The sequence below is a fragment of the Sphingomonas panaciterrae genome (assembly GCF_036890205.1).
Lineage (GTDB): Bacteria > Pseudomonadota > Alphaproteobacteria > Sphingomonadales > Sphingomonadaceae > Sphingomonas > Sphingomonas panaciterrae.
In genome coordinates, this window is sequence record NZ_JAKNQR010000001.1 from 583,712 (window position 1) to 603,603 (window position 19,892).

Here is a 19,892-nt window from a genome sequence, read left to right on the forward strand (position 1 = left end):
GATCGCCGTCATGCCGCGCGAAGCGTAAGGACCGCGTTAATCGCGCGCGTCCTCGGCCATCGCGCCGACCAGCGCGGCAAGGTCGATCACCAGCAGCGGCTCGCCGTCGCGCTCCGCCGATCCGGTCGCGACCCTCGACCATCGCGCGCCCAGCGCAAGCCCGGTCGGGATCGGCAGCACGTCAATCGGTGCGACATCCTCCAGCGCCTCGACCAGCATCGCGTGGTGATGGCCGTCGACCACGGTGATGATCGCGCGCTGCGTCCCCTCACCACCCGCGGGCAGGTCCAGCAGCTGCCAGGTGTCGACCACCGTGACCACGCGGCTGCGCAGCGCGGCGAGGCCACGCACCGCCGGATGGCTGCGCGGCGCCGGCACCACGGCATCGATATCGACGACCGATTCGACCATCTCGGCCGGCACGGCGATCGCCTGCCCGCCCAGTCGCGCCAGCAGGTGCAGGGTGCCGCTCATCGCGCCGCCCCCGCCGACAGCGCCTGCGCCAGCGTTATTGTATCAAGCGTCGGCTGCCCCGTCGCCGCGTCACGGCTCAGCCGCACCACCCGGCCCGCCGTCGCCGGCTCGTCATCGGCCGCCAGCGTCACGACCGCCGTCTCGCCCGGCGCCAGATCGCGCGCCACGCGATAGCCCGCCGCCTCGATCATCGGCCGCAGCATCGTGTCGGTCCAATGGCTGTCGACACCCTGGACGAGGCAGATCGGCCGCCCGCCGCCGCCGCCATCACTGGGCGGGCTCCACCACGCGGCATCGATGAACTCGACCGGCGCACCATCGATCATCGCCACCCCGCGCACGCGCGGATCGGCGGCGGGAAGCAACTCGTCGGGCACCGTGACGATGTCGAGCGCGCGCCGCACCAGATAGCCGGTCGCCTGGCCCGCCCCCGGCAGCATCAGCATCGTAAGCTCCGCCCCCGCCGGTACCCCCGCCTGCTCACCGATCGCCGGATCGACATGCACCGCGACCATCCCCTGCCGCCCGCGCGCCCACCAACGGCCGCCGGCCTGGCACAAGGATCCCGGCTCGACCGCCTCGATCCGCTCGACTGCATCGAGCGCCACCACGCGCCGCCGCCCGTCGAGCGCCTCGATCATCAGCGCGGCGATGCCCGGCGGCGCGGCCTCCTCGGCCGGCTCCTCGACCGCAATCACCCGCTCGAACCGCAGCCCCGCCTGCTCGGCAATCCCCGCGCAATCGAGCAGCAGCAGCGGCCGCCCGGTATCGAGCAGCATCTGCCCGGCATAGATGCCCGCCATCATCACGGCCGGCGCGACCGGCTTCACCACCAATTCCTGCGTATCGTCGACGCCATCGACCCCCAGCGCGTAGCTGCCATGCGCCAGGTTGACGATCATCAGCATCGTGCCGACGCCAACCGCCGCCTCCGGCCCCTCGCCCCCAAGCACGGCGTTCAACCGGATCACCGGCAACCGCCGCCCGCGCACGCTCGCCAGCAGCGTGTCGCCGACGGCATCGATCCGCACCGCGTCCGATCCGACCGCCACGATCTCCTCGATCGCTTGGCGCGGTACGGCATAATGCTGATCGCCCGCCTCGATGATGATCGCCGACAGGATCGCCAGCGTCAGCGGCACCTCGATCGTCGTGGTCAGGCCGCGCCCGGCGACATTGTCCAGCCGGATGCTGCCGCCGATCTGCTCGACGTTGGTGCGCACCACGTCCATGCCGACGCCGCGGCCTGACGTGGTGGTCGCCTCGTCGCGGGTCGACAGCCCCGGCTCGAAGATTAGGTTGAGCCGCGCCCGCTGATCGAGCGCGCCGAACTCCGCCGCCCGCGCCGGCTCCTGCGCGATGCGCTTCGCCAGCAGCTTGGCGGTATCGATCCCCTGCCCGTCGTCGGCCACCTCGACGATGATGCGATTGCCCGACTGGCGCGCCACGATCGCCAACCGCCCCGCCTCGGGCTTGTCCGCTCCCCGTCGCGCCTCCGGCGCCTCGATGCCATGGTCGATCGCATTGCGCACGATATGGACCAGCGGATCGCGCAACAGCTCGATCATCTCGCGGTCCAGCTCGACGTCGGCGCCCTCGATCGACAGCGAGACCTTCTTGCCCAGCGCCGCCGCCGTATCGCGCACCAGCCGGGGCAGCGCGGAAAACAGCGAATCGATCGTCTGCATCCGCGTCCGCGTCACCGTGTCGCGCAATTCGGCGACGGTCATCGACAGGCGGTCGACCGCGGTTTCCAGCGTCGTGTCACCACTGTCGCGCAGCCGTCTGGCCAGCTCGTTGCGCGCCAGCACCATTTCCGACACGCCATTCATCATCCGGTCGAGCAGGTCGACCGACAGGCGGATGCTGCGCGCGGCCGCACGCGGCGCACTGGTGATCGGCACGACCACCGGCGCGGGCTCGGATGCCGGCGCGGTCTGCGCCTTCCCCTCCAGCGCGGCGAGCAGCAGGTCCTCGGCCGAATCGTCCAGCGCCGCGCCAGCGTCGATCGCCTCGACGATCTCGCCAATGCGGTCGACGATCGCCAGCACGGCGTTGACCAGCGCCGGATCGGCGGCGCGTTCGCCCGACCGCACGCTCTGCAGCACGTCCTCGGCCGCATGGCTCAGCCGGGCGAGCCGCGGCAGGTCAAGGAAGCCGCAGCTTCCCTTCACCGTGTGGACGAAGCGGAAGATCGAATCGAGCCGCGCCCGGTCGGCGGGATCCGCTTCCCACGCGACTATTTCGCCCGCCAGCGCGTCGAGCGTTTCGCGGGTTTCCGCGATGAATTCCTGCAGCAGATCGTCCATTGCCCGCCCGCCATGGGGCAGCGGCGGTAAATTCCGCGTTTATTGCCTCAATGGGGCCGCATCGTCGCGCCGAACAGCATCACGTCCTCGGCCGGCGCGCTCACCAGCACGCGGCCATTGGCCGATTTGACCATCTCATGCACCAGGAACGCGGCCGCCACGCGTGGCGTCACGGCTTCGGACGCGCGGCCATCGACCAGCGTGGAGCGCAATTCGTCGTCCAGCGTGATGCGCGGCCCCTCGGCCTTCATCACGATCTCGATCGCCGTGTCGCCGCTCTCGCTGCCGATATCCAGCGATCCGCCGCGCACCAGTGTGTCGCCGGCGATCATCGCCATGTTCAGCAGCACCTTGATTGCCGCCTTGGGCAGCATCGGCTCCTCGACCAGCCAGTTGACCTTCAGCCGCTTGGTCTCGCCGAACAGCCCCTCGATCGCCTGCTGTGCCTCGCGCGTGTCGACGGCCTCGCCGAACCCGCCTGCCGCGCCGAACGCCAGGCGGAAGAATTTCAGCTTCGCGGCGGACGTCCGCGCGCTTTCCGCCATCAGCTCCATGCACCGCTCGCGCATCTTGGGATCGGTCTCGTCGGCCAGCAGCTCCAGCCCGTTGTTCAGCGCGCCGATCGGCGACAGCAGATCATGGCACAGGCGGGAGCAGAGCAGGCTGGCGAAGTCGACGGGATCGATGGTCATGCGCGTTCAATGACGCAGCGGACTTTACCGCGCAATGGCAAGGGCAAGCGGATCGAAGCGGCCGTGCACCGCTCCGTCGCGCACCGCCTTCCACGCGGTGATGTCGGTGCCTGCGACGATGATCCAGATGCTCCCGTCGGCGGCCGCGGCGTCGGCATCGGTGGCCGATGGCGTCGCCTGGCCTGACGGGTGCGAATGATAATGGCCGATCACCGCCGGCCCGCCCGCGCGCGCCGCGCGCAACGCGGCGAACAGCGCCGCCGGGTCCAGCTCGAAATGCGTCGCGGGCGTCGGATGGACATTGCGGCACGCGACAAGCTGAGTCACATGGCCCGCGCAACCCAGCAACAACCCGCAGACCTCTTGGTCACTTTGTGCCGCCCGCGAAATGATTTCGCCGGCCAGCGACCTTGAAAGATGCACCGTCTCACCCATCTAGGACACCTAATGGACCGGGGGGTTTCCATCATTCAAGCGACGATCGCACCGGCTGCCGATACATGGCGGCTCGACCGTGCGCTTGCCGATGCCGTGCCGACGCTGTCGCGCGAACGGCTGAAGGTATTGATCAACGCCGGCCAGGTCACGCGTGACGGTCTGGCAGTACGTGATCCTGCGCGTCGCGCCGCCGCTGGCGAGGTCTATAATGTGGCGGTGCCGGCCCCCACGCCGGCGCATAACGAGCCGCAGGACATCCCCTTGGTGGTCGCCTATGAAGACGAACATCTCATCGTGATCGACAAGCCTGCCGGGCTGGTGGTTCATCCCGCCGCGGGCAACCTCGACGGGACGCTGGTGAACGCGCTGCTGCATCATTGCGGCGGCTCGCTCTCGGGCATCGGCGGCGTGGCGCGGCCCGGCATCGTCCACCGCATCGACAAGGATACCTCGGGGCTGATGGTGGCGGCAAAGACCGATCGCACGCATGAGGGGCTGGCGAAGCAATTCGCCGCGCACACCATCGACCGGCGCTACAAGGCGATCGTCGGCGGCCGCCCGATGCCGCCCGCGGGAACCGTCGATGCGCCGCTCGCCCGCTCGCCGCACAACCGCAAGAAGGTGGCGATCGTCGCCGGCGGCAAGCGTGCCGTGACGCATTACCGCACCGAACATCTGCTGCGCGACGCGGCGCTGGTCGAATGCCGGCTCGAAACCGGCCGCACCCACCAGGTCCGCGTCCACATGGCCTCGATCGGCCACGCCTTGCTGGGCGACCCGGTCTATGGTAGAACAAAACCAGTTCATAAGCGTCAACTTGATGAACTTTCGTTCCGGCGACAGGCGCTGCACGCAGCCCGGCTGGGGTTCGTTCATCCGATCACAAGCACCGCTTTGTCGTTCGAAAGCGCGATGCCTGCAGACATGCAGGAACTGTTCAGTCAACTCGACGTATAGGGTGTAACCGCCTGCGCTGATCTGCGCGTGGCGTTCCCCGGAAAGGGAGATTAGGTACTCATGGCTAGCGGCAACGTCCCAGCGACGATCCCCGCTCTCGGCGGCGAGCAGAGCCTCAACCGCTATCTCGCCGAGATCAAGAAGTTTCCGATCCTGGCGCCCGAGCAGGAATATATGCTCGCCAAGCGTTTCCAGGAACATGGCGATCCTGAGGCGGCAGCTCAGCTCGTCACCAGCCACCTGCGTCTCGTCGCGAAGATCGCGATGGGCTATCGCGGCTATGGCCTGCCCGTGTCCGAGCTGATCAGCGAGGGCAATATCGGCCTGATGCAGGGCGTGAAGAAGTTCGAGCCCGATCGCGGCTTCCGCCTCGCCACGTATGCGATGTGGTGGATCCGCGCCTCGATCCAGGAATTCATCCTGCGCTCGTGGAGCCTGGTGAAGATGGGCACCACCGCCGCGCAGAAGAAGCTGTTCTTCAACCTGCGCCGGATGAAGGCTCGTCTCGATGCGTTCGAGGACGGCGATCTGAAGCCGGAGGATCTGACCAAGATCGCGACCGATCTGGGCGTCAGCGAGGCCGACGTGGTCAGCATGAACCGCCGCATGGCGATGGGCGGCGACACGTCGCTCAACGTCTCGATGCGCGAGGATGGCGAGGGGCAGTGGCAGGATTGGCTGCAGGACGATTCGCCCCTGCAGGATCAGATCGTTGCCGATGCGCAGGAGGCTGAAGTCCGCCACGACATGCTCGTCAGCGCGATGGACAGCCTGAACGATCGTGAAAAGCACATCCTGACCGAGCGTCGCCTGACCGACGATCCCAAGACGCTGGAGGAACTGAGCCAGGTCTATGGCGTCAGCCGCGAACGCGTCCGCCAGATCGAGGTGCGCGCCTTTGAAAAGCTGCAAAAGGCGATGATGAAGGTCGCCGGCGAAAAGCGGCTTCTGCCGGCCTGACGGACACGGCCTGCCGGGGCGTCGATCGGTGCCCCGGCAGGACCGCCTGCCACTTACCGCTTGAAACCCCGCGCGCCGTCGCCCACCCCCGCCGCCAAGGACAGGTGACGACGAAACGATGTGGCGCGACATCAAGCAATTATACGCCGACTGCCTCGCCTTCGCGCTGGCACTCCCGATCCTGTTCTCGATCCCCGCGGTGCTCGAATTCGGCCAGCACGTGGTGGAGATCGACCTTGGCCTCTTCTCGCAGGGCTTCCGCGCCACCGCCGCGCTCGATCAACGCCGCCTGTCGCTGGGCTTCGCCAAGATCCTGGCGATGCTGCTGCCCTCCTATTGGTTCATCCGCTTCATGGCCTCCGGGCGCGACGCCGCCTGGGCCAAGAAGGTCGAGCGGCCGGCCGTGACCCTGTTCGGCATCCAGTTCGCGATCCTTGCCATGGTCCAGTGGCTCTCGCTGTTCGGGCCGCCGCCGGGCCTCGTTCTCGACCTTCCCTTCGCCTGGTGGGAATATGCCTCGCTAGCGCTGGGCGTGCTCGCCGCCGTACTCGGCATCTATCTTTCCGCATGGCGCGTGGCCTGGCCGCTGGGCAACACGGCGATCGGTCCGCTGCGCTCGATCGCGATCATGGCCGGCAGTTTCTGGCGCGCCGTGGTCTACATGATCGCCGGCTTCCTGCCGCTCGCCGCGCTGCATCAGGCGCTGAACATCCTCCCGGTCGGCGCGCCCGCGTGGGTCGTGTGGCTGGCGCTGGTCCTTGACTCATTGGTGGTCGGCTTTCTCGCACTCGCCTCGACCGGCGCGATCTTCCTCGCCGCGCGCCACGCGGCCGAACGGCGGAACCTTGCCCTCATCCCGCGCTGATCGCTGCCGCGTATGAGCATCGCTGACCCTGTCCGCGCGCCCGGCCGGATTACCGCGATCGACGGCGTGCGCGGCTTCGCCGTTCTCGGCATCCTCCTGCTCAACATCGTCGCCTTCGCGATGCCGAGCTATGCCTATGTCGATCCCACCGTCTACGGCGGCAGCACCGGCACCAATTGGTGGGCCTGGGCGCTCGCCTTCATCCTCGCCGACGGCAAGATGCGCGGCCTGTTCACGATGCTGTTCGGCGCCTCGACCCTGTTGATCGCGGATCGGGCGCTGCGCAGCGGCAGGTCTCCGGCCCGCATCCATTATGCGCGAATGGCGACGCTGTTCGCGATCGGGATGGTCCACGCCTATCTGATCTGGCCCGGCGACATTCTGGTGCTCTACGCCCTGTGCGGCGCGCTGGTGTTCGTCGCGCGCGACTGGCCCCTCCCCCGCATGTTCGCGATCGCTACCCTGCTGATCGCCGCCCCGCTCGTCAGCGGCATCATCGATCATGCGGCGGCCGAGCATTTCCGCGCGCTTGCCCTGTCGCCCCGCGCGTCCCCCGCAATCCTCGCCGAATGGGCCCACTACCAAGCGGAGATGGACAGCCTGCGCGCGACCGTCCCGGCGGAGTTGGCCGCCTTCCGCGGGGACTGGCAGCAAGTCACCGCGATGCGCGCAACGCTGGCGTGGCAGGCCCAGCGGCAGATCTTCCCCGATCTCGCCGCCGAGACAACCGGGCTGATGCTGCTCGGCATGGCGCTGTTCCGCAGCGGCTTCTTCACCGGCGACTGGCCCGCCCGGTGGAAGCGCGCGGTGCTCCTGATCGGCTACGGCCTGTGCCTCCCCGCCTATGTCGCGCTGGCGCTCTGGATCAGCGCCTCGAACTTCGATCCGATCGTGCTGATGCTGGCGGAGCCGTTGCACCTCGTGCTCCTCCGCCCCGCCATGGCGCTCGCCCATGCCATCCTCATCATGGCGCTGATCACCCGCATTCCGACCGCCTGGTTACCAATCCGGCTGACGGCGGCCGGGCGGATGGCCTTCACCAATTATCTCGCGACCAGCATCATCTGCACCCTCCTCTTCTACGGCTACGGCCTCGGGTGGTTCGGCTATCTCCAGCGTTGGCAGCTTTATCCTGTGGTCGCCGCGATTTGGGCGCTGATGCTCCTCTGGTCGAAACCCTGGCTCGATCGATTCGCCGCCGGCCCGCTCGAATGGGCGTGGCGCTCGCTGACGTTCGGGAAGCGCCAACCATTTCGTCGCCGGTCACCCTCCGACCAGCGCTCTTTTGCGAATTAGACGCAATTATAGTTGCGACCTGTTCTCATGAGCGATATGCACCTCTCAACGAAAGGTGCTCTTCATGGTCGTTTGCGTTTGCAATGCTATTCGTGAAACCCAGGTCCGCGAGGCGGCGCGCGCCGGCTCGACGACGGCATGCCAGGCCTATCGTTCGCTCGGCCGCCAGCCGAAATGCGGTCAATGCACGCCCTTCGCGCGAGCCATTATCGATGAAGAGCGTGCTGCTGCATAACATTCGCACATTCGAAAAACCGCGGAAATCCGCCAAATTTTGATTGCTGACCCTCCACGTCCCAAGGTAAGAACGGGAACGACATGGAGGTATTTCAATGAAGGGCGACCCGCGCGTCATCGAGTTTCTTAACGAGACGCTGAAGAACGAGCTGACGGCAATCAATCAATATTGGTTGCACTATCGCCTGCTCGAACATTGGGGCGTCAAGAAGCTCGCCGAATATGAGCGGCACGAATCCATTGACGAGATGAAGCATGCGGATTGGCTCGCCGAGCGAATCCTCTTCCTCGATGGCCTGCCCAATTTCCAGCTGCTCGGCCGCCTGCGCATTGGTGAGACCGTCGAGGAGGTGCTGAAGGCCGATCTCGCGATGGAGATCGAGGCCGTCGCCCAGCTGAAGGCCGCGATCACTTATTGTGAAGAGGTCAAGGACTTCGGCAGCCGCGATCTGTTCACCCGTATCCTCATCAGTGAGGAAGAGCATGTCGACACGCTCGAACGCCAGTTCGAGATGATCGAGCGCATGGGGCTGCAGAACTACATCCAGCTCAATGCAGAGGCTGACAAGCCGCACGGCTGATACGGTACAGGCGCCATCCCGCGGGTGGCGCCTGCCCTGTCCCGGCGCGCCACGCCGGCGCTCGCTCTAGCCAAATGCCGCGCCGCGGCGTCCTGCTATCCGATGATATTCGCCGGTGACGTCCGCCGCCCGAACCCGGCCGCCGACCGCCGCACCGGCGCCGGCCCCGCCTCGCGCTCCAGCAGCGCCAGCGTCTGGGTGAACAACGGGCGCAGCGCGACCACATCCTCCAGCACGTCCTCCGGCGTATCGCGCGTTTCGACGCAGTCGCGCCCCATCGTCTCGATCCGCTCCGCCAGATCGGCCAGCGGCGCCGCGCCGAACTGCCGCGCCTCGCCCTTCAGCGTGTGCGCCGGGATTATCAGGCCGGCCGCATTCTTGGCGCGCATTGCCGCCTCGATCGCTGAAACCGACTTGATCCCGTCCTCGCGGAAATAGCCCAAGATGCGCTGGAATCCCGCCCCAAGCTCCGCCCTGGCCTTGGCAAAGGCTTCCCGGTCCACCAGGATTCCCGGCTCGAGTGACACGCTTGCTTCCCCCATTGTCGCATCTCGTGCGATCGTTGTTCGCCGCCCGGCCTAGGCCATTACGGTAAACAGCAGGTAAGCGTCAGCTACCGAACGGATTTTTGGGCGCGCGCAGCGTCAACCGGATCGGCACCGCGCCAAAGCCCAGGTCGCGCCGCAGCGAATTGACCAGATACCGCTCGTAGCTGGCCGGCAGCTGGTCCACGCGCGTGCCGAAGATGACGAAGCTGGGCGGGCGCGTCTTCACCTGCGTGACGTAGCGCATCTTGATCCGCTTGCCGCCCGGCGCGGGTGGCGGGTTCGCCTCGATCGCACGCTCGAACCAGCGGTTGAGTTCGCCCGTCGGCACGCGCCGCGACCATGCCTCGCGCGTCTCGAACGCGGCGGCCAGCAACTGGTCGATGCCGCGTCCCGTCATCGCCGATACGGTGATCAGCGGCACGCCCTTCACCTGGCTCAGGCCATCGCCCAGCGCCGCCTTGACGCCGTTGAACAACGACGAGGGGTTGTCCGCGACGTCCCATTTGTTCAGCGCGATGATCAGCGCGCGGCCTTCCTCCAGCACGCGGTCGGCGATGCGCAGGTCCTGCGACTCCAGCCCCAGCGTCGCATCGAGCAGCAGCACCACGACCTCGGCAAAATCCACCGCATGCAGCGCATCGGCGACCGACAATTTCTCCAGCTTGTCCTGGACCTTGGCGCGCTTGCGCATCCCGGCCGTGTCGATCAGCCGCACCGGGCGGCCCTGCCACTCCCAGTCGATGGCGATCGAATCGCGCGTGATCCCGGCCTCGGGACCGGTGATCATGCGGTCCTCGCCCAGCATCCGGTTGACCAGCGTCGACTTGCCGGCGTTCGGCCGCCCGACGATCGCCAGCTTCAGCGGCGCGGCGGGATCTTCCTCGTCCTCGTCGGGAACGTCCTCCTCGTCGCGCTCCAGGTACGGCAGCAGCGCCTCGAACAGGTCCGCGACGCCCTCGCCATGCTCGGCGGACAATTGCACCGGATCGCCAAAGCCAAGCGCCAGCGCTTCCAGCACGCCCTGCTCGCCCGACCGGCCCTCGGCCTTGTTGGCGACCAGCACGATCGGCGTGGTCGATCCGCGCAGCCAACGGCCGATCTCCTCGTCCAGCGGTACGATGCCGGCGCGCGAATCGATCATGAACAGTGCGACATCGGCCTGCGCCACGGCGGCCTCGGTCTGCATCCGCATCCGCCCGGGCAGCGACTGCGGGTCGTGATCCTCATAGCCCGCGGTATCGACCACGCGGAAATCGAGCCCCAGCAGGTGCGCCTCGCCCTCCCGCCGGTCGCGCGTCACGCCGGGCCGGTCGTCGACCAGCGCCAGCTTCTTGCCGACAAGGCGGTTGAACAGGGTCGATTTGCCGACATTGGGTCGGCCAACAATCGCAACAGTGGGAAGACGTGCCATCACGTGCCCCTACAGCGCCCCGCCCGACAGCGGAAGCCGCAGCGTGCTGCTCGCAGGAGCCGGCATCACTGCCGGTCCCCGATCAGCGATAGGCCGACAGCCGCCCCTCCTGGTCAAGGACGTACATCGTCTGGTTGGCGACGACGGGCGACAGCGTGAACGGCGCGCCGTTGTCGATCGTCACCTGCACGCTGCCGTCGGCCGGCGACGTGCCGACCAGCTGCCCGCGCGAATTGGTCAGCCACAGCCGGTCACCGGCCAGCACCGGGCCGAACCAGGTATAAGGGCCCTTGCGCTTCTCGACATTGCGATAGGCCTGCAACTGGTTGATCCAGCGCACCTTGCCGTTGGCACGCGACAGGCAGACCAGCCGCGCATCATCGGTGACGATGAACAGCCACTCGCCGGCCAGCCACGGCGTCGTGATGCTGGCAAAATTCTGCTCCCACAGCCGCTGGCCGGTCGCGATCTCCACCGCCACCATGCGCCCGCCCTGCCCGACGGCATAGACGCGGCCGTCGGCGATCACCGGCTCGGCATCGATATCGGCAAGGCTCGACACCGACGTCGAGGAACTGGTGCGCGACAGTGCGTCCTGCCACAGGGTGCGGCCGTTCTCGTAGCGATAGGCGTTGAGCTCGCCCGAGGAGAAGCCCGCAACGATCGTGCCCGATGCGGCCGCGGGCGCCGCGACGCCGAACACGCCCTGCGTCTCGACGCTGGCGGTGGCCGTCCACACGACCTTGCCGTCATTCTGGTCGAGCGCGAACAACTGATTGTCCTGGCTCAGCACATAGACCTGGCCGTTGGCGACGGTCGGCGCGCCGCGCAGCGGACCGCCTGGCTTCGACCGCCATACGACGGCGCCATCGGTCGCGTTCAGCGCGACGACATCGCCCAGCCCGTCGGTCGCATAGACGCGCCCGCCGTCAAAGCTTGCCCCGCCGCCGAACAGCGCCGCCTTGTTGGCGTCGCCATCGGACAGCGCGGTGGTCCACTGGCTTGCGCCCGTCTCGGCGGAAAAGGCATGGACGTTCGCTTCCACGTCGACGACGAACACACGCCCTTCGGCGATGACCGGCGCCGCGCCCAGCCGCTGCCGGTTGGAGCCGCCGTTGATCGATGCCGTCCACACGCGCGCGGGCGATGCGCCCAGCGCCAGCTGGCCCATCGACTTGGCGGCATTGCCGCCCGGCTGGGCCCATTCGGTGTTCACCACTGCGGGCGGCAACAGCACCTGGACGCCGGCCAGCGACGGATCGACCTCCGCCGCGCTTTCGGCCACCAGGATCGGAACGCGGTTACCGACCGTCGGCGTCTTCTTGGGCGAACCCTTGAACACGCCGCAGGCGCTCAGCCCCATCAGCGCCGCGAGGGCGATGGGCGCGGCAATCGATCTCTTCATTGCTTCGTCACGTCCTCTTTCGTGCCTGCCTCGGCCGGCACGGCATCGACGCCCAATAGGCCCGCCATCTGAACTGCGCGTTGACGGATCGACGGCGGCACCTGCTCCGCCTGGGCGATCTGTCCGAACAGCCGACCCGCCAGGTCGCGCTTGTTCTGCTTCAGATAGGCCATTGCCACCAGTTCGCCGGCGCTACCGAAATACGGGTTCTCCGGCACCGCGATCGCGCGCAGCCGCTCGACCACCTGCTCGGGCTTCAGCGAATCATATTCCGCGCTCGTCTGGCGGATCAGCGCCAGGTCGCGGAACGGTTCTGCCAGCGACGTGTCGGATGCGATCGCGCCGAACTTGGCAGCCGCACCTTTCAGGTCGTCCTTCTGCAGCAGCAGGTCGGCCTCAGTGAACAGCGCCACCGCGCGATAGCCGGGCGCGCTGGAATCAGCGAGCTTGGCGAGCTCCGGCGACGCCTTGGCGGCATTGTTGGCCGCCAGTTCGTCCCAGACCAGCTGAAGCTGCTCGCCCTCGCGGCCGGCGGCTTCATTCTGCTGGTGGCGCCAGAACAGGTAGCCGGCAAAGATCGCCAGGCCCACCACCAGAAGAATGGCAATCGCCAACCCCCAGCGCTTCGCCAAAGCGGCCGCCTGCTCCTTGCGGAGTTCCTCGTCGACTTCACGCAGGAAGGCTTCGTTGTTTTGCGGCGTCAGCGCCACGGCTTACTCCAACTTGTCGGAAAGGCGGCGGACGATACGCTCACCGCTGCAAAAACAAAAGCGGCTCAGGATTTCGGAACGTAGATCTGGTCGGCGCCCGGAAATGCCCGTTGCCGCACCTCATCGGCATAGCTTGCGGCGCGTTCGCCGATATAGCCTGCCATGTCGCCATAACGCTTCACGAACTTGGGCACGCGCTCGAACATGCCCAGCATGTCCTCGGTCACCAATACCTGGCCGTCGCACTCCGCAGAGGCGCCGATGCCGATGGTGGGAATCGCGACCGAGCGGGTGATCTCCACCGCGATCGGCTCCATCACGCCCTCGATGACGATCGAGAAGGCGCCCGCCGCCGCGACGGCCTGCGCATCGCCGACGATCTTCTTCGCCTCGGCCTCCGACCGCCCCCGCGCGCCATAGCCGCCCAGCGCGTTCACCGCCTGCGGCGTCAGCCCGACATGCGCCATCACCGGAATGCCGCGCTCCGACAGAAATGCCACGGTGGGGGCCATCGCCGCCCCACCCTCCAGCTTCACCGCCGCCGCGCCGGTCTGCTTCAGCAGCCAGGCCGCGCTTTCGAACGCCTTTTCCGGGCTCGCCTCATAGCTGCCAAACGGCATGTCGACGATGACCATCGCATGATAGCTGCCGCGCACCACCGCGGCCCCGTGCGCCGCCATCATGTCCAGCGTGACGGGCACGGTCGAAGGAAGGCCGTAGATCACCTGACCCAGGCTGTCGCCGACCAGCAGCATGTCGCAATGCGGATCCAGGATCTGCGCCATGCGCACGGTGTACGCGGTCAGCATCACCAGCGGCTCCTTGCCCTTGCGCTGGCGCACGGCGGGAACCGTCACCCGCTTCATCGGTGTCGCCACCGGCGTTGCCCGGCTGGTCGAGCTGTCGATCGTGAAGGTCGTGGACATGATGGGCGCTTAGCGGGTTCGTGCCGGGCAATCCAGCGGCAGACCTCAGTTCCCCTGCGCTCCCTCCTGCGCCGCCTCCTGTCGGCCCGCGGCTTCCAGCGCCTGCTGGAAACCATCCGGCGAAAAACCCACCGCGATCACGTCATCGACGACGAGGATCGGGCGCTTGATGGTCGATGGGTGCTCCTGCATGATCCGCAGCGCCGTTGCCGCGTCCAGCGACGCGCGCTCCTCCTCGGGCAATTTGCGAAACGTCGTGCCCTGCCGATTGAGCACCCGCTCCCATCCATGCTGCGCAATCGCGCGGTTCAGCACGTCACCGTCGACGCCGTCGGTCTTCCAATTGTGAAAGCGATAGCCGACCGCCTGGCCGTCCAGCCACACCCGCGCCTTCTTCACCGTGTCGCAATTCGGAATCCCGTAAACCGTCGTCGCCATCATCACCCTCGTCACCTTCAGCAGCGCTGATAGCGGTTTGTGACCGCAAAAGCAGTCGGCGTTCTCGCGCGCCAGGTGCAGGCGCGGCAGGTTCGGCGAGGCATGGCTCTGAATCGGCCGGAAACGCACCGTCAGCTTGCGACTGTCATGACGGTCACACCAGACCAGCTTCGCCTCCTCGGGGGCTTCAACGCGGATTCGGTACTGCGGGACTTATCCGCTAGCCATCTCATCTCGCGACCCAGCAACCGGGGCGGCAAGGAAGGCAGGAAGATCCAGAAGATCACCAAGGCTTATGGAATTGGCGATGAGCGTGGGGTGTGGCGAATACCCGGCATGCCAGGCTTTGGGCTCGACCGGGTTCCGCGCGATACTCATGCTGAAGAGGCGCCGAGGATGCGGCGATCGGTTGTCGGGTCCGGCATGGAGCAGGTCACTTTGATATAAGATGACCGTACCCTTACGGGGCGCCGTCTGCACCAAATGGAACATTTCACTGAGCACATCGCGATGCTTATAAAGCCTCCATAATGTCCTTGGGCCCAGGTTCCGAATACTGAATTGCGAGTTCTTCCCCAAGATAAAGCGCATCAAATTCGGCTGGTGCTCATCCCACGCGCTGGAAAATACGCGATCACGGAATTCGCCCCACGCCAAGGATGTCTTTCCTCGTTTGAGCATTCTCCACAGCTTCGCCAAGTTGTAGCAAAGGATGTAGGCATTACTCTTTACCCGAAACAGCTCCATTAGCTCATGAGACATGGCGCCACGCCGCTCTTCGGCGCGGCCGTCCAAGTGCGTCCCCGGAATGAACACCGTCCCGCCTTGAGCCTCTGACACATCTGCCACGGCAGCAAAGAGACTGATTACACCCGCTGGATCACGGTGAACATATTGGTGCGACGAGCCAATATAGCTGGTCAATGTGGTGACCTCCAGCAGCGGATGCGTCCGGGCACAATAGGTTGAGATGACCGGTTCAATGCGCTGCGCCAACATGGCAGCAAAGCTCAATACCGGCATCGTCGAAGGCAGAGAGCAAAAGTCGCGACGCACGTAACGATTGTCAGTCTCGCTGGCGAATGAGCCCCGGACGCGATCAGGATCCTCGATTGTTTGACGAATCAGTTCCAGGCCAACATCTGATTCCTCGTCCGACATCAGGTCCGTGAAGATGACGAAGCCCTCCCGGTTCATCACCGTCAGGGCTTGTTGAACGCAGGCGTCCGTCAGCTTGTCGTCCGCGTTCAAGGTAGCGGGCACTTCAAACAAGGACATTTCATTGCGGGTCTCTAACTTCATGTCCGCTGCCTCATTTTGATCCGGCATTCGCCTTACGACCCACCTTTTCGGTACACTCATGCCTGATGTGTCGAAGACTGTGGGCCAACTCATGGCGACGCGCTAAATCACGTTATCGGGGTCGGGCGGCGCCATGGGGGTGCATCACCGGCTGACGGCGAATGCTGCCGCCGCGACGGCGGCTGCGGTGGCGACCTGCGCGACGATCCGATTGCGGTGCCGGCGCGCATCCATGCTCGCGGACAAGTCGGTACGCGCAAGCTCCGACTTCGGTCCCCATTTGAAGCTGAGGAGCCAGCCAAGGGGTGAGCTTCGCACGATCAACAGGTCGATCATCTGCGAACCCGGCCGCGCGCCCATCTCCTGCTTGTAGCCGCTATCGCCAACCCCCAGATCTACCGTCTGGACACCCTGACCGGCAGCCCACTGAAGCTGGCGATATGTGACGATCTTGCCCGGCCGGGCCGCTGCGAAGCGCTCGTCATAGCTGCTGGCGATGCTGTACTGACGCTCGCCTGCCCGAAGATCGAAGGAAAAGGCTGCCGGCTCCCCGCCGACGGTCAGGATGGTCGCGGAGAGAGCCTCCGCAATTTGGGGATCGCCGACTGCACGGCGCCACAGCGCGCATTGACCAGGCGCGAGAAACTGAGCGCCCCTGCCGTCGCTTCTTCGGCCGACCCAGCTATTCGCCTCAATCGCAGCCAGCGCCTCAAAGACGCCTTCGTTCCAGGCGGACCCGGTGACGAAGCGAACGTGAAGCTCTCCCTTTTTCGCCAGTTGCCGCTCGTAGTTTTCCAGGCGCCGGCGCGTCGATTTTCTCGGCCAGCCGCCGCTATCGATCTGATCGCGCAGCCTAAGTACGAACGTCTTCCCGAGCGTCCGAACCAGAACCGTCCAGCCCGAGCTGACCGCGGCCTGTTCCAGCATCGCGACCGCCAGATCTTCTCTTAGCACCGGACCCACCCGCCACACCGGCGAGAGTGCCCGGCGCGCTCGCGGCGCTGACAGCAACGCCTGTAGCTCGGCCGGCTGAGCATCCGCGGCCACAGCGATGGAGCGGAACGGCCAGTAACTGCCCGGGACGGCGCGGATGCCCATCAAAGAAGGCCCAAGGCCGGCGGAGGGTATGGCAGCGACCGTGCTGCCGTCCGGCCGCATCGCCAGCACCGTCCGGGCATCAATCGCGTTGGCCGCCTTGAACCAAGCAGCGCCCATGAAGCAGGCCCCGGACCAGAGTCGCGGCGCCGGTGCGTCCAGCTTCGGCGAAATTCCGTGGGCGACTTCGACCCGAATGTCGGCTTCCGGTACGATGCGGCGTTCTACCACGTGATGCTCCCTAACATCGCCGAATAGAATGAGAATTAATAAGATTGCGCTAAGAATGTCGTCGCATGTTTGGTCGCGTGCATGCCTACTCTCCGCCGCCGCAGGTGTCCCAGGCGCAATTCAGCAAGCAAAAAAAGCTAACGGCTAGGTTCCGGTCATAGCTGTCATCAGATCAAATGACCGATGTAGCAAGACAATCGTCAGCCGGAGCGAGCGCTATTCGGGCGGTGAAGCGCCGGTACTTACGTCAGCGTCGTATCAGCCGCATGGGGGATCATGCCTCGCGCTCCGCTTGCAGGACCAGCGCGACAACATGGTTTCCACGGCAAATATCCGCTAAGGTCCCGGGGTGTCGAAACGCTGCCCGTCGCAGGACGGGAATGCGGCCGGCGCCCCGCACAGTTGCCTTCTGTTAGGAACTTGTCGGTAGGACGTGTTCGGGGCGAAGGTGATGAGGGGGAAGTTGGGGCAGGTGGCGAACGTGAGGGCATTTCTGTGCGCGTTGCTGCTGTTGGTCGCCAGCCTCCTTCCGCAGGGTGCCGCAGCGACAAAGATCGACCTGTTGCGCACCGCCTGCGTCACCAGCCTGCCCGACGGCACCACGCCGCAGGACATCGCCGCTGCGCCCTATGCCTGTGGCGACCGGGCGGACACGCGCCAGCACGAATGGATATGGCTGCGCCTCGATCACAAGCTGCTGAACGGGCTCGCCCCCGGCTGGCACTTGCTGGTCGATCAGACCCGCTTCGACAAGATTTCGGTGCTGGTGGTCGACCGCCACAGCACGCGGCGATCCACCTGGTCGGCCGGCGAACTGGGGGAAAATTGGGCGGCGGGCGGCTTGCTCAGCTTCCCCGTGGCAAGCGCCGGGTCGGACACCCGCGCGCTGTATCTCGGCTTTCGCAAGCTCGACACGCTGTCCTTGATGCGCAAGGTCGTGGCCGTCTCGCCCGACACTGCGTTTCGCGACGATGCGCGCTGGCTGATCCTGATGGGGCTGTTCACCGGCGCCCTGCTGTCGGCGCTGCTCTACAATGCCGTGATCCATGCCGGGCAACGCTATGCCTTTCAGCGCTGGTACCTGCTCTGGCTCACTGCGGCGCTCGCTTATGGTCTGACATGGACCAACATGGCCGCCTTCGTCTTCCCGTGGCTGGTCGGCCCGACGGCGGTACGGCTCGATTTCACCCTCGTCGGCCTGATGGTCGCGGCGGGCAACATGTTCTTCTTTGCGGTGATCGAACGCGGCATGCTGCCGCGGCCGCTGGTGGTCGCCGGCCGGTCGCTGGCGCTCGCCGGCGCGGTGCTCGGCCCGCTCGCCGCGGCCGACATGTTGCTGCCGCCCATCATCACCGATCGCCTCTTGAACTATGCCATTGCAGCAACCGGCGTGACCGTCGCGCTGTCGTGCTGGATCGCGGTCCGCCGCGGCAGCCGCGTCGTCTGGTTCTACATGGTCGGCTGGGGGCCCGTGATCTGCGTCTTCCTGGCGCGGCTCGCCCGCAACCTGGGCTTCGCGCCGCAGAATGATTTCGTCGACATGGCGACCTTCGCCGCGCTGGCGTTCGAGGGGCTAATCCTCTCGCTGGCGATCGCCGACCGCTTCCGGATGCTCCGGCAGGAGCTCGAACTGTCCCGCCAACGGCGAGAGATCGTCCAGGCGGAGGCGAATGCGCTGCGCACCGCGGCGCGCACCGACTTCCTCACCGGCCTCGCCAACCGCGCCGCCTTCAAGGACGAGGCGGAGGAACTGATCTTCGCCGGCACGCCGTTCACCTTGTTCCTGATCGACGTCGATTACCTGAAGCATACCAACGACCGCGTCGGCCACGCCGGCGGCGACATCCTGCTGCGCGAAATCGCGCGCCTGCTCTCGACCGGTGCCGCGCAGGTCCCGGGCGCGCAGGTCGCCCGCATCGGCGGCGACGAATTCGTCATCCTGTGCCCGGGCGGCGAGGCATGTGAAACCGTGCTCGCCCGCGCCATCGCCGCGATGCAGGGCGCCCCGTGGCATTTCATGGGGGAGGAGCGCACCATCTCGCTCAGCGTCGGCTCGGCGCGCTATCCCGAAGATGCGACGACGCTCGACCTCCTCTACCAGAACGCCGATCTCGCGCTCTACAATGCCAAGCGGCTCGGCCGGATGCGCTATTACCGCTATGATCCGCTGCAGCGCGCGCTACGCGACCTCCAGGTCGAATTCAGCAACGACGCCCACCGTGCGCTGGAGCGCGGCGAATTCGCGCTCCACATGCAGCCGATCGTCACCCTCTCCTCGGGCGCGGTCTGCGGCTATGAGGCGCTGCTGCGGTGGGACCATCCCGAATATGGCATGATCACGCCCGAGCGGTTCGGCGATGTCCTCGTCGCGGAGCGGATCGGGCTGCTGATCCAGGAGCGTGTGCTCGATCTCGCGCTGGCATGGATCCGTCGTCACGGCCCGTCGATCGGCACGCTCAGCGTCAATTTCACCGCGGCGCAGCTCGTCGGCCGGCGCGCCGCGGATCGCGTGCTCGAACGGCTGCGCTATCACGATGTCTCGCCCACGCTGCTGTGCATCGAGGTGACGGAGGGCGTGATGCTGGATCGTGGCGCTGATTCGATCCTCGCCAATCTGCGCACCCTGCACGAGGCGGGCATTGCCATCGCGCTCGACGATTTCGGCACCGGCTACGCCTCGCTGGTCCACCTGCGCCAGATGCCGGTCGATCGCATCAAGATCGACCGCTCGTTCATCGCCAGCATCGACGAACGCGACGGCGGGACGCTGGCGATCGTGCGTGCGATCATCGGCATGGGCCGCGGTTTGGGCAAGGTCGTGGTCGCGGAAGGAATCGAGACGGAGGCACAGGCCCACCGCCTCCGCCTCCTCGGCTGCCACGTCGGCCAGGGCTTCTACTACGCGCGCCCCGCGCCCGATCCGGTGCCGCAGCAACGCGCGCTTGCCGCCATGGCATGTCCGACGACCAAGATCGCCGCCGTGGAGGCCTGAACCCCGCGGCTCCTTTCGCCGGGGC

At 66.4% G+C, this 19,892-nt stretch carries 19 protein-coding genes; 7 read left to right on the forward strand and 12 right to left on the reverse strand.

Translation table 11 applies throughout. The features are described from left to right. Positions 1-36 precede the first annotated feature (36 nt). The 4 genes from L8F96_RS02835 to L8F96_RS02850 are packed head-to-tail and all read right to left on the reverse strand — an operon-like array spanning position 37 to position 3,910. A complete protein-coding gene (locus L8F96_RS02835; RefSeq protein ID WP_125945541.1) occupies positions 37-474 on the reverse strand; it encodes a chemotaxis protein CheW in 438 nt (145 codons plus the stop codon). Continuing rightward, positions 471-2,783, reverse strand: coding sequence for a chemotaxis protein CheW (locus L8F96_RS02840; protein ID WP_334654966.1), 2,313 nt, complete (start codon positions 2,781-2,783; stop codon positions 471-473). The genes L8F96_RS02835 and L8F96_RS02840 overlap by 4 nt, the downstream gene beginning before the upstream one ends. A 47-nt stretch (positions 2,784-2,830) precedes the next feature. Continuing rightward, positions 2,831-3,475 (reverse strand): histidine phosphotransferase family protein, encoded by a 645-nt coding sequence (locus tag L8F96_RS02845; RefSeq protein ID WP_046408607.1) that lies wholly within the window; start codon positions 3,473-3,475, stop codon positions 2,831-2,833. Between the two features lie 24 nt (positions 3,476-3,499). Continuing rightward, entirely contained in the window at positions 3,500-3,910 is a 411-nt protein-coding gene (locus L8F96_RS02850; RefSeq protein ID WP_046408606.1) for a M67 family metallopeptidase, read from the reverse strand. Between the two features lie 12 nt (positions 3,911-3,922). Here L8F96_RS02850 and L8F96_RS02855 point away from each other — a divergent pair, with 12 nt between their 5' ends. The 6 genes from L8F96_RS02855 to bfr all read left to right on the forward strand — a co-directional run bounded on the left by L8F96_RS02855 (position 3,923) and on the right by bfr (position 8,809). Beyond that, positions 3,923-4,870 carry an RluA family pseudouridine synthase gene (locus tag L8F96_RS02855; protein ID WP_136451763.1) on the forward strand — a complete coding sequence of 316 codons (948 nt, stop codon included), beginning with the start codon at positions 3,923-3,925 and terminating at the stop codon, positions 4,868-4,870. 60 nt (positions 4,871-4,930) lie between these two features. Further along, positions 4,931-5,830 (forward strand): RNA polymerase sigma factor RpoH, encoded by a 900-nt coding sequence (gene rpoH, locus L8F96_RS02860; RefSeq protein WP_046408604.1) that lies wholly within the window; start codon positions 4,931-4,933, stop codon positions 5,828-5,830. A gap of 118 nt (positions 5,831-5,948) precedes the next feature. Further along, positions 5,949-6,695, forward strand: a complete 747-nt coding sequence (locus tag L8F96_RS02865) for a hypothetical protein (protein WP_125945536.1) — start codon at positions 5,949-5,951, stop codon at positions 6,693-6,695. Between the two features lie 12 nt (positions 6,696-6,707). Further along, a complete protein-coding gene (locus L8F96_RS02870; protein WP_334654974.1) occupies positions 6,708-7,991 on the forward strand; it encodes a DUF418 domain-containing protein in 1,284 nt (427 codons plus the stop codon). A gap of 64 nt (positions 7,992-8,055) precedes the next feature. Continuing rightward, entirely contained in the window at positions 8,056-8,226 is a 171-nt protein-coding gene (locus L8F96_RS02875; RefSeq protein WP_082102837.1) for a (2Fe-2S)-binding protein, read from the forward strand. Between the two features lie 97 nt (positions 8,227-8,323). Beyond that, on the forward strand, positions 8,324-8,809 hold the full coding sequence (gene bfr, locus L8F96_RS02880) for a bacterioferritin (RefSeq protein WP_046408598.1): 486 nt from the start codon (positions 8,324-8,326) through the stop codon (positions 8,807-8,809). Positions 8,810-8,904: 95 nt separating this feature from the next. Here bfr and L8F96_RS02885 read toward each other — a convergent pair whose 3' ends face one another. From L8F96_RS02885 to L8F96_RS02920, 8 genes are all read right to left on the reverse strand, one after another. Beyond that, the gene (locus L8F96_RS02885; RefSeq protein ID WP_125945534.1) at positions 8,905-9,351 is read right to left on the reverse strand and encodes an Hpt domain-containing protein; all 447 of its coding nucleotides are present in this window, start codon (positions 9,349-9,351) and stop codon (positions 8,905-8,907) included. Positions 9,352-9,418: 67 nt separating this feature from the next. Continuing rightward, entirely contained in the window at positions 9,419-10,768 is a 1,350-nt protein-coding gene (der, locus tag L8F96_RS02890) for a ribosome biogenesis GTPase Der (protein WP_046408597.1), read from the reverse strand. Positions 10,769-10,850: 82 nt separating this feature from the next. Further along, positions 10,851-12,173, reverse strand: a complete 1,323-nt coding sequence (locus L8F96_RS02895; RefSeq protein WP_334654977.1) for an outer membrane protein assembly factor BamB family protein — start codon at positions 12,171-12,173, stop codon at positions 10,851-10,853. Continuing rightward, positions 12,170-12,883, reverse strand: coding sequence for a tetratricopeptide repeat protein (locus L8F96_RS02900; RefSeq protein WP_046408593.1), 714 nt, complete (start codon positions 12,881-12,883; stop codon positions 12,170-12,172). Before L8F96_RS02900 ends, L8F96_RS02895 begins: the two co-directional genes overlap by 4 nt. A 65-nt stretch (positions 12,884-12,948) precedes the next feature. Then, complete coding sequence (gene panB / locus L8F96_RS02905; RefSeq protein WP_046408591.1) at positions 12,949-13,809, reverse strand: 3-methyl-2-oxobutanoate hydroxymethyltransferase; 861 nt, start codon at positions 13,807-13,809, stop codon at positions 12,949-12,951. A gap of 45 nt (positions 13,810-13,854) precedes the next feature. Beyond that, positions 13,855-14,247 carry an ArsC family reductase gene (locus L8F96_RS02910; protein ID WP_046408670.1) on the reverse strand — a complete coding sequence of 131 codons (393 nt, stop codon included), beginning with the start codon at positions 14,245-14,247 and terminating at the stop codon, positions 13,855-13,857. 213 nt (positions 14,248-14,460) lie between these two features. Beyond that, positions 14,461-15,549, reverse strand: coding sequence for a phytanoyl-CoA dioxygenase family protein (locus L8F96_RS02915; protein ID WP_334654980.1), 1,089 nt, complete (start codon positions 15,547-15,549; stop codon positions 14,461-14,463). 144 nt (positions 15,550-15,693) lie between these two features. Beyond that, positions 15,694-16,647, reverse strand: a complete 954-nt coding sequence (locus L8F96_RS02920) for a GNAT family N-acetyltransferase (RefSeq protein ID WP_334654981.1) — start codon at positions 16,645-16,647, stop codon at positions 15,694-15,696. A gap of 679 nt (positions 16,648-17,326) precedes the next feature. On the opposite strand from L8F96_RS02920, the gene L8F96_RS02925 reads away from it, so the two are divergent. Beyond that, the gene (locus tag L8F96_RS02925) at positions 17,327-19,867 is read left to right on the forward strand and encodes a putative bifunctional diguanylate cyclase/phosphodiesterase (protein ID WP_334654983.1); all 2,541 of its coding nucleotides are present in this window, start codon (positions 17,327-17,329) and stop codon (positions 19,865-19,867) included. The last annotated feature ends 25 nt before the right edge of the window (positions 19,868-19,892 follow it).

Excerpts from the sequence above, each read along its gene's own strand:
- L8F96_RS02835 (WP_125945541.1), bottom strand. The coding sequence starts at position 474 with ATGAGCGGCACCCTGCACCTGCTGGCGCGACTGGGCGGGCAGGCGATC.
- L8F96_RS02840 (WP_334654966.1), bottom strand. The coding sequence starts at position 2,783 with ATGGACGATCTGCTGCAGGAATTCATCGCGGAAACCCGCGAAACGCTC.
- L8F96_RS02845 (WP_046408607.1), bottom strand. The coding sequence starts at position 3,475 with ATGACCATCGATCCCGTCGACTTCGCCAGCCTGCTCTGCTCCCGCCTG.
- L8F96_RS02850 (WP_046408606.1), bottom strand. The coding sequence starts at position 3,910 with ATGGGTGAGACGGTGCATCTTTCAAGGTCGCTGGCCGGCGAAATCATT.
- L8F96_RS02855 (WP_136451763.1), top strand. The coding sequence starts at position 3,923 with ATGGACCGGGGGGTTTCCATCATTCAAGCGACGATCGCACCGGCTGCC.
- rpoH (WP_046408604.1), top strand. The coding sequence starts at position 4,931 with ATGGCTAGCGGCAACGTCCCAGCGACGATCCCCGCTCTCGGCGGCGAG.
- L8F96_RS02865 (WP_125945536.1), top strand. The coding sequence starts at position 5,949 with ATGTGGCGCGACATCAAGCAATTATACGCCGACTGCCTCGCCTTCGCG.
- L8F96_RS02870 (WP_334654974.1), top strand. The coding sequence starts at position 6,708 with ATGAGCATCGCTGACCCTGTCCGCGCGCCCGGCCGGATTACCGCGATC.
- L8F96_RS02875 (WP_082102837.1), top strand. The coding sequence starts at position 8,056 with ATGGTCGTTTGCGTTTGCAATGCTATTCGTGAAACCCAGGTCCGCGAG.
- bfr (WP_046408598.1), top strand. The coding sequence starts at position 8,324 with ATGAAGGGCGACCCGCGCGTCATCGAGTTTCTTAACGAGACGCTGAAG.
- L8F96_RS02885 (WP_125945534.1), bottom strand. The coding sequence starts at position 9,351 with ATGGGGGAAGCAAGCGTGTCACTCGAGCCGGGAATCCTGGTGGACCGG.
- der (WP_046408597.1), bottom strand. The coding sequence starts at position 10,768 with ATGGCACGTCTTCCCACTGTTGCGATTGTTGGCCGACCCAATGTCGGC.
- L8F96_RS02895 (WP_334654977.1), bottom strand. The coding sequence starts at position 12,173 with ATGAAGAGATCGATTGCCGCGCCCATCGCCCTCGCGGCGCTGATGGGG.
- panB (WP_046408591.1), bottom strand. The coding sequence starts at position 13,809 with ATGTCCACGACCTTCACGATCGACAGCTCGACCAGCCGGGCAACGCCG.
- L8F96_RS02910 (WP_046408670.1), bottom strand. The coding sequence starts at position 14,247 with ATGGCGACGACGGTTTACGGGATTCCGAATTGCGACACGGTGAAGAAG.
- L8F96_RS02915 (WP_334654980.1), bottom strand. The coding sequence starts at position 15,549 with ATGAAGTTAGAGACCCGCAATGAAATGTCCTTGTTTGAAGTGCCCGCT.
- L8F96_RS02920 (WP_334654981.1), bottom strand. The coding sequence starts at position 16,647 with ATGGGCATCCGCGCCGTCCCGGGCAGTTACTGGCCGTTCCGCTCCATC.
- L8F96_RS02925 (WP_334654983.1), top strand. The coding sequence starts at position 17,327 with ATGAGGGGGAAGTTGGGGCAGGTGGCGAACGTGAGGGCATTTCTGTGC.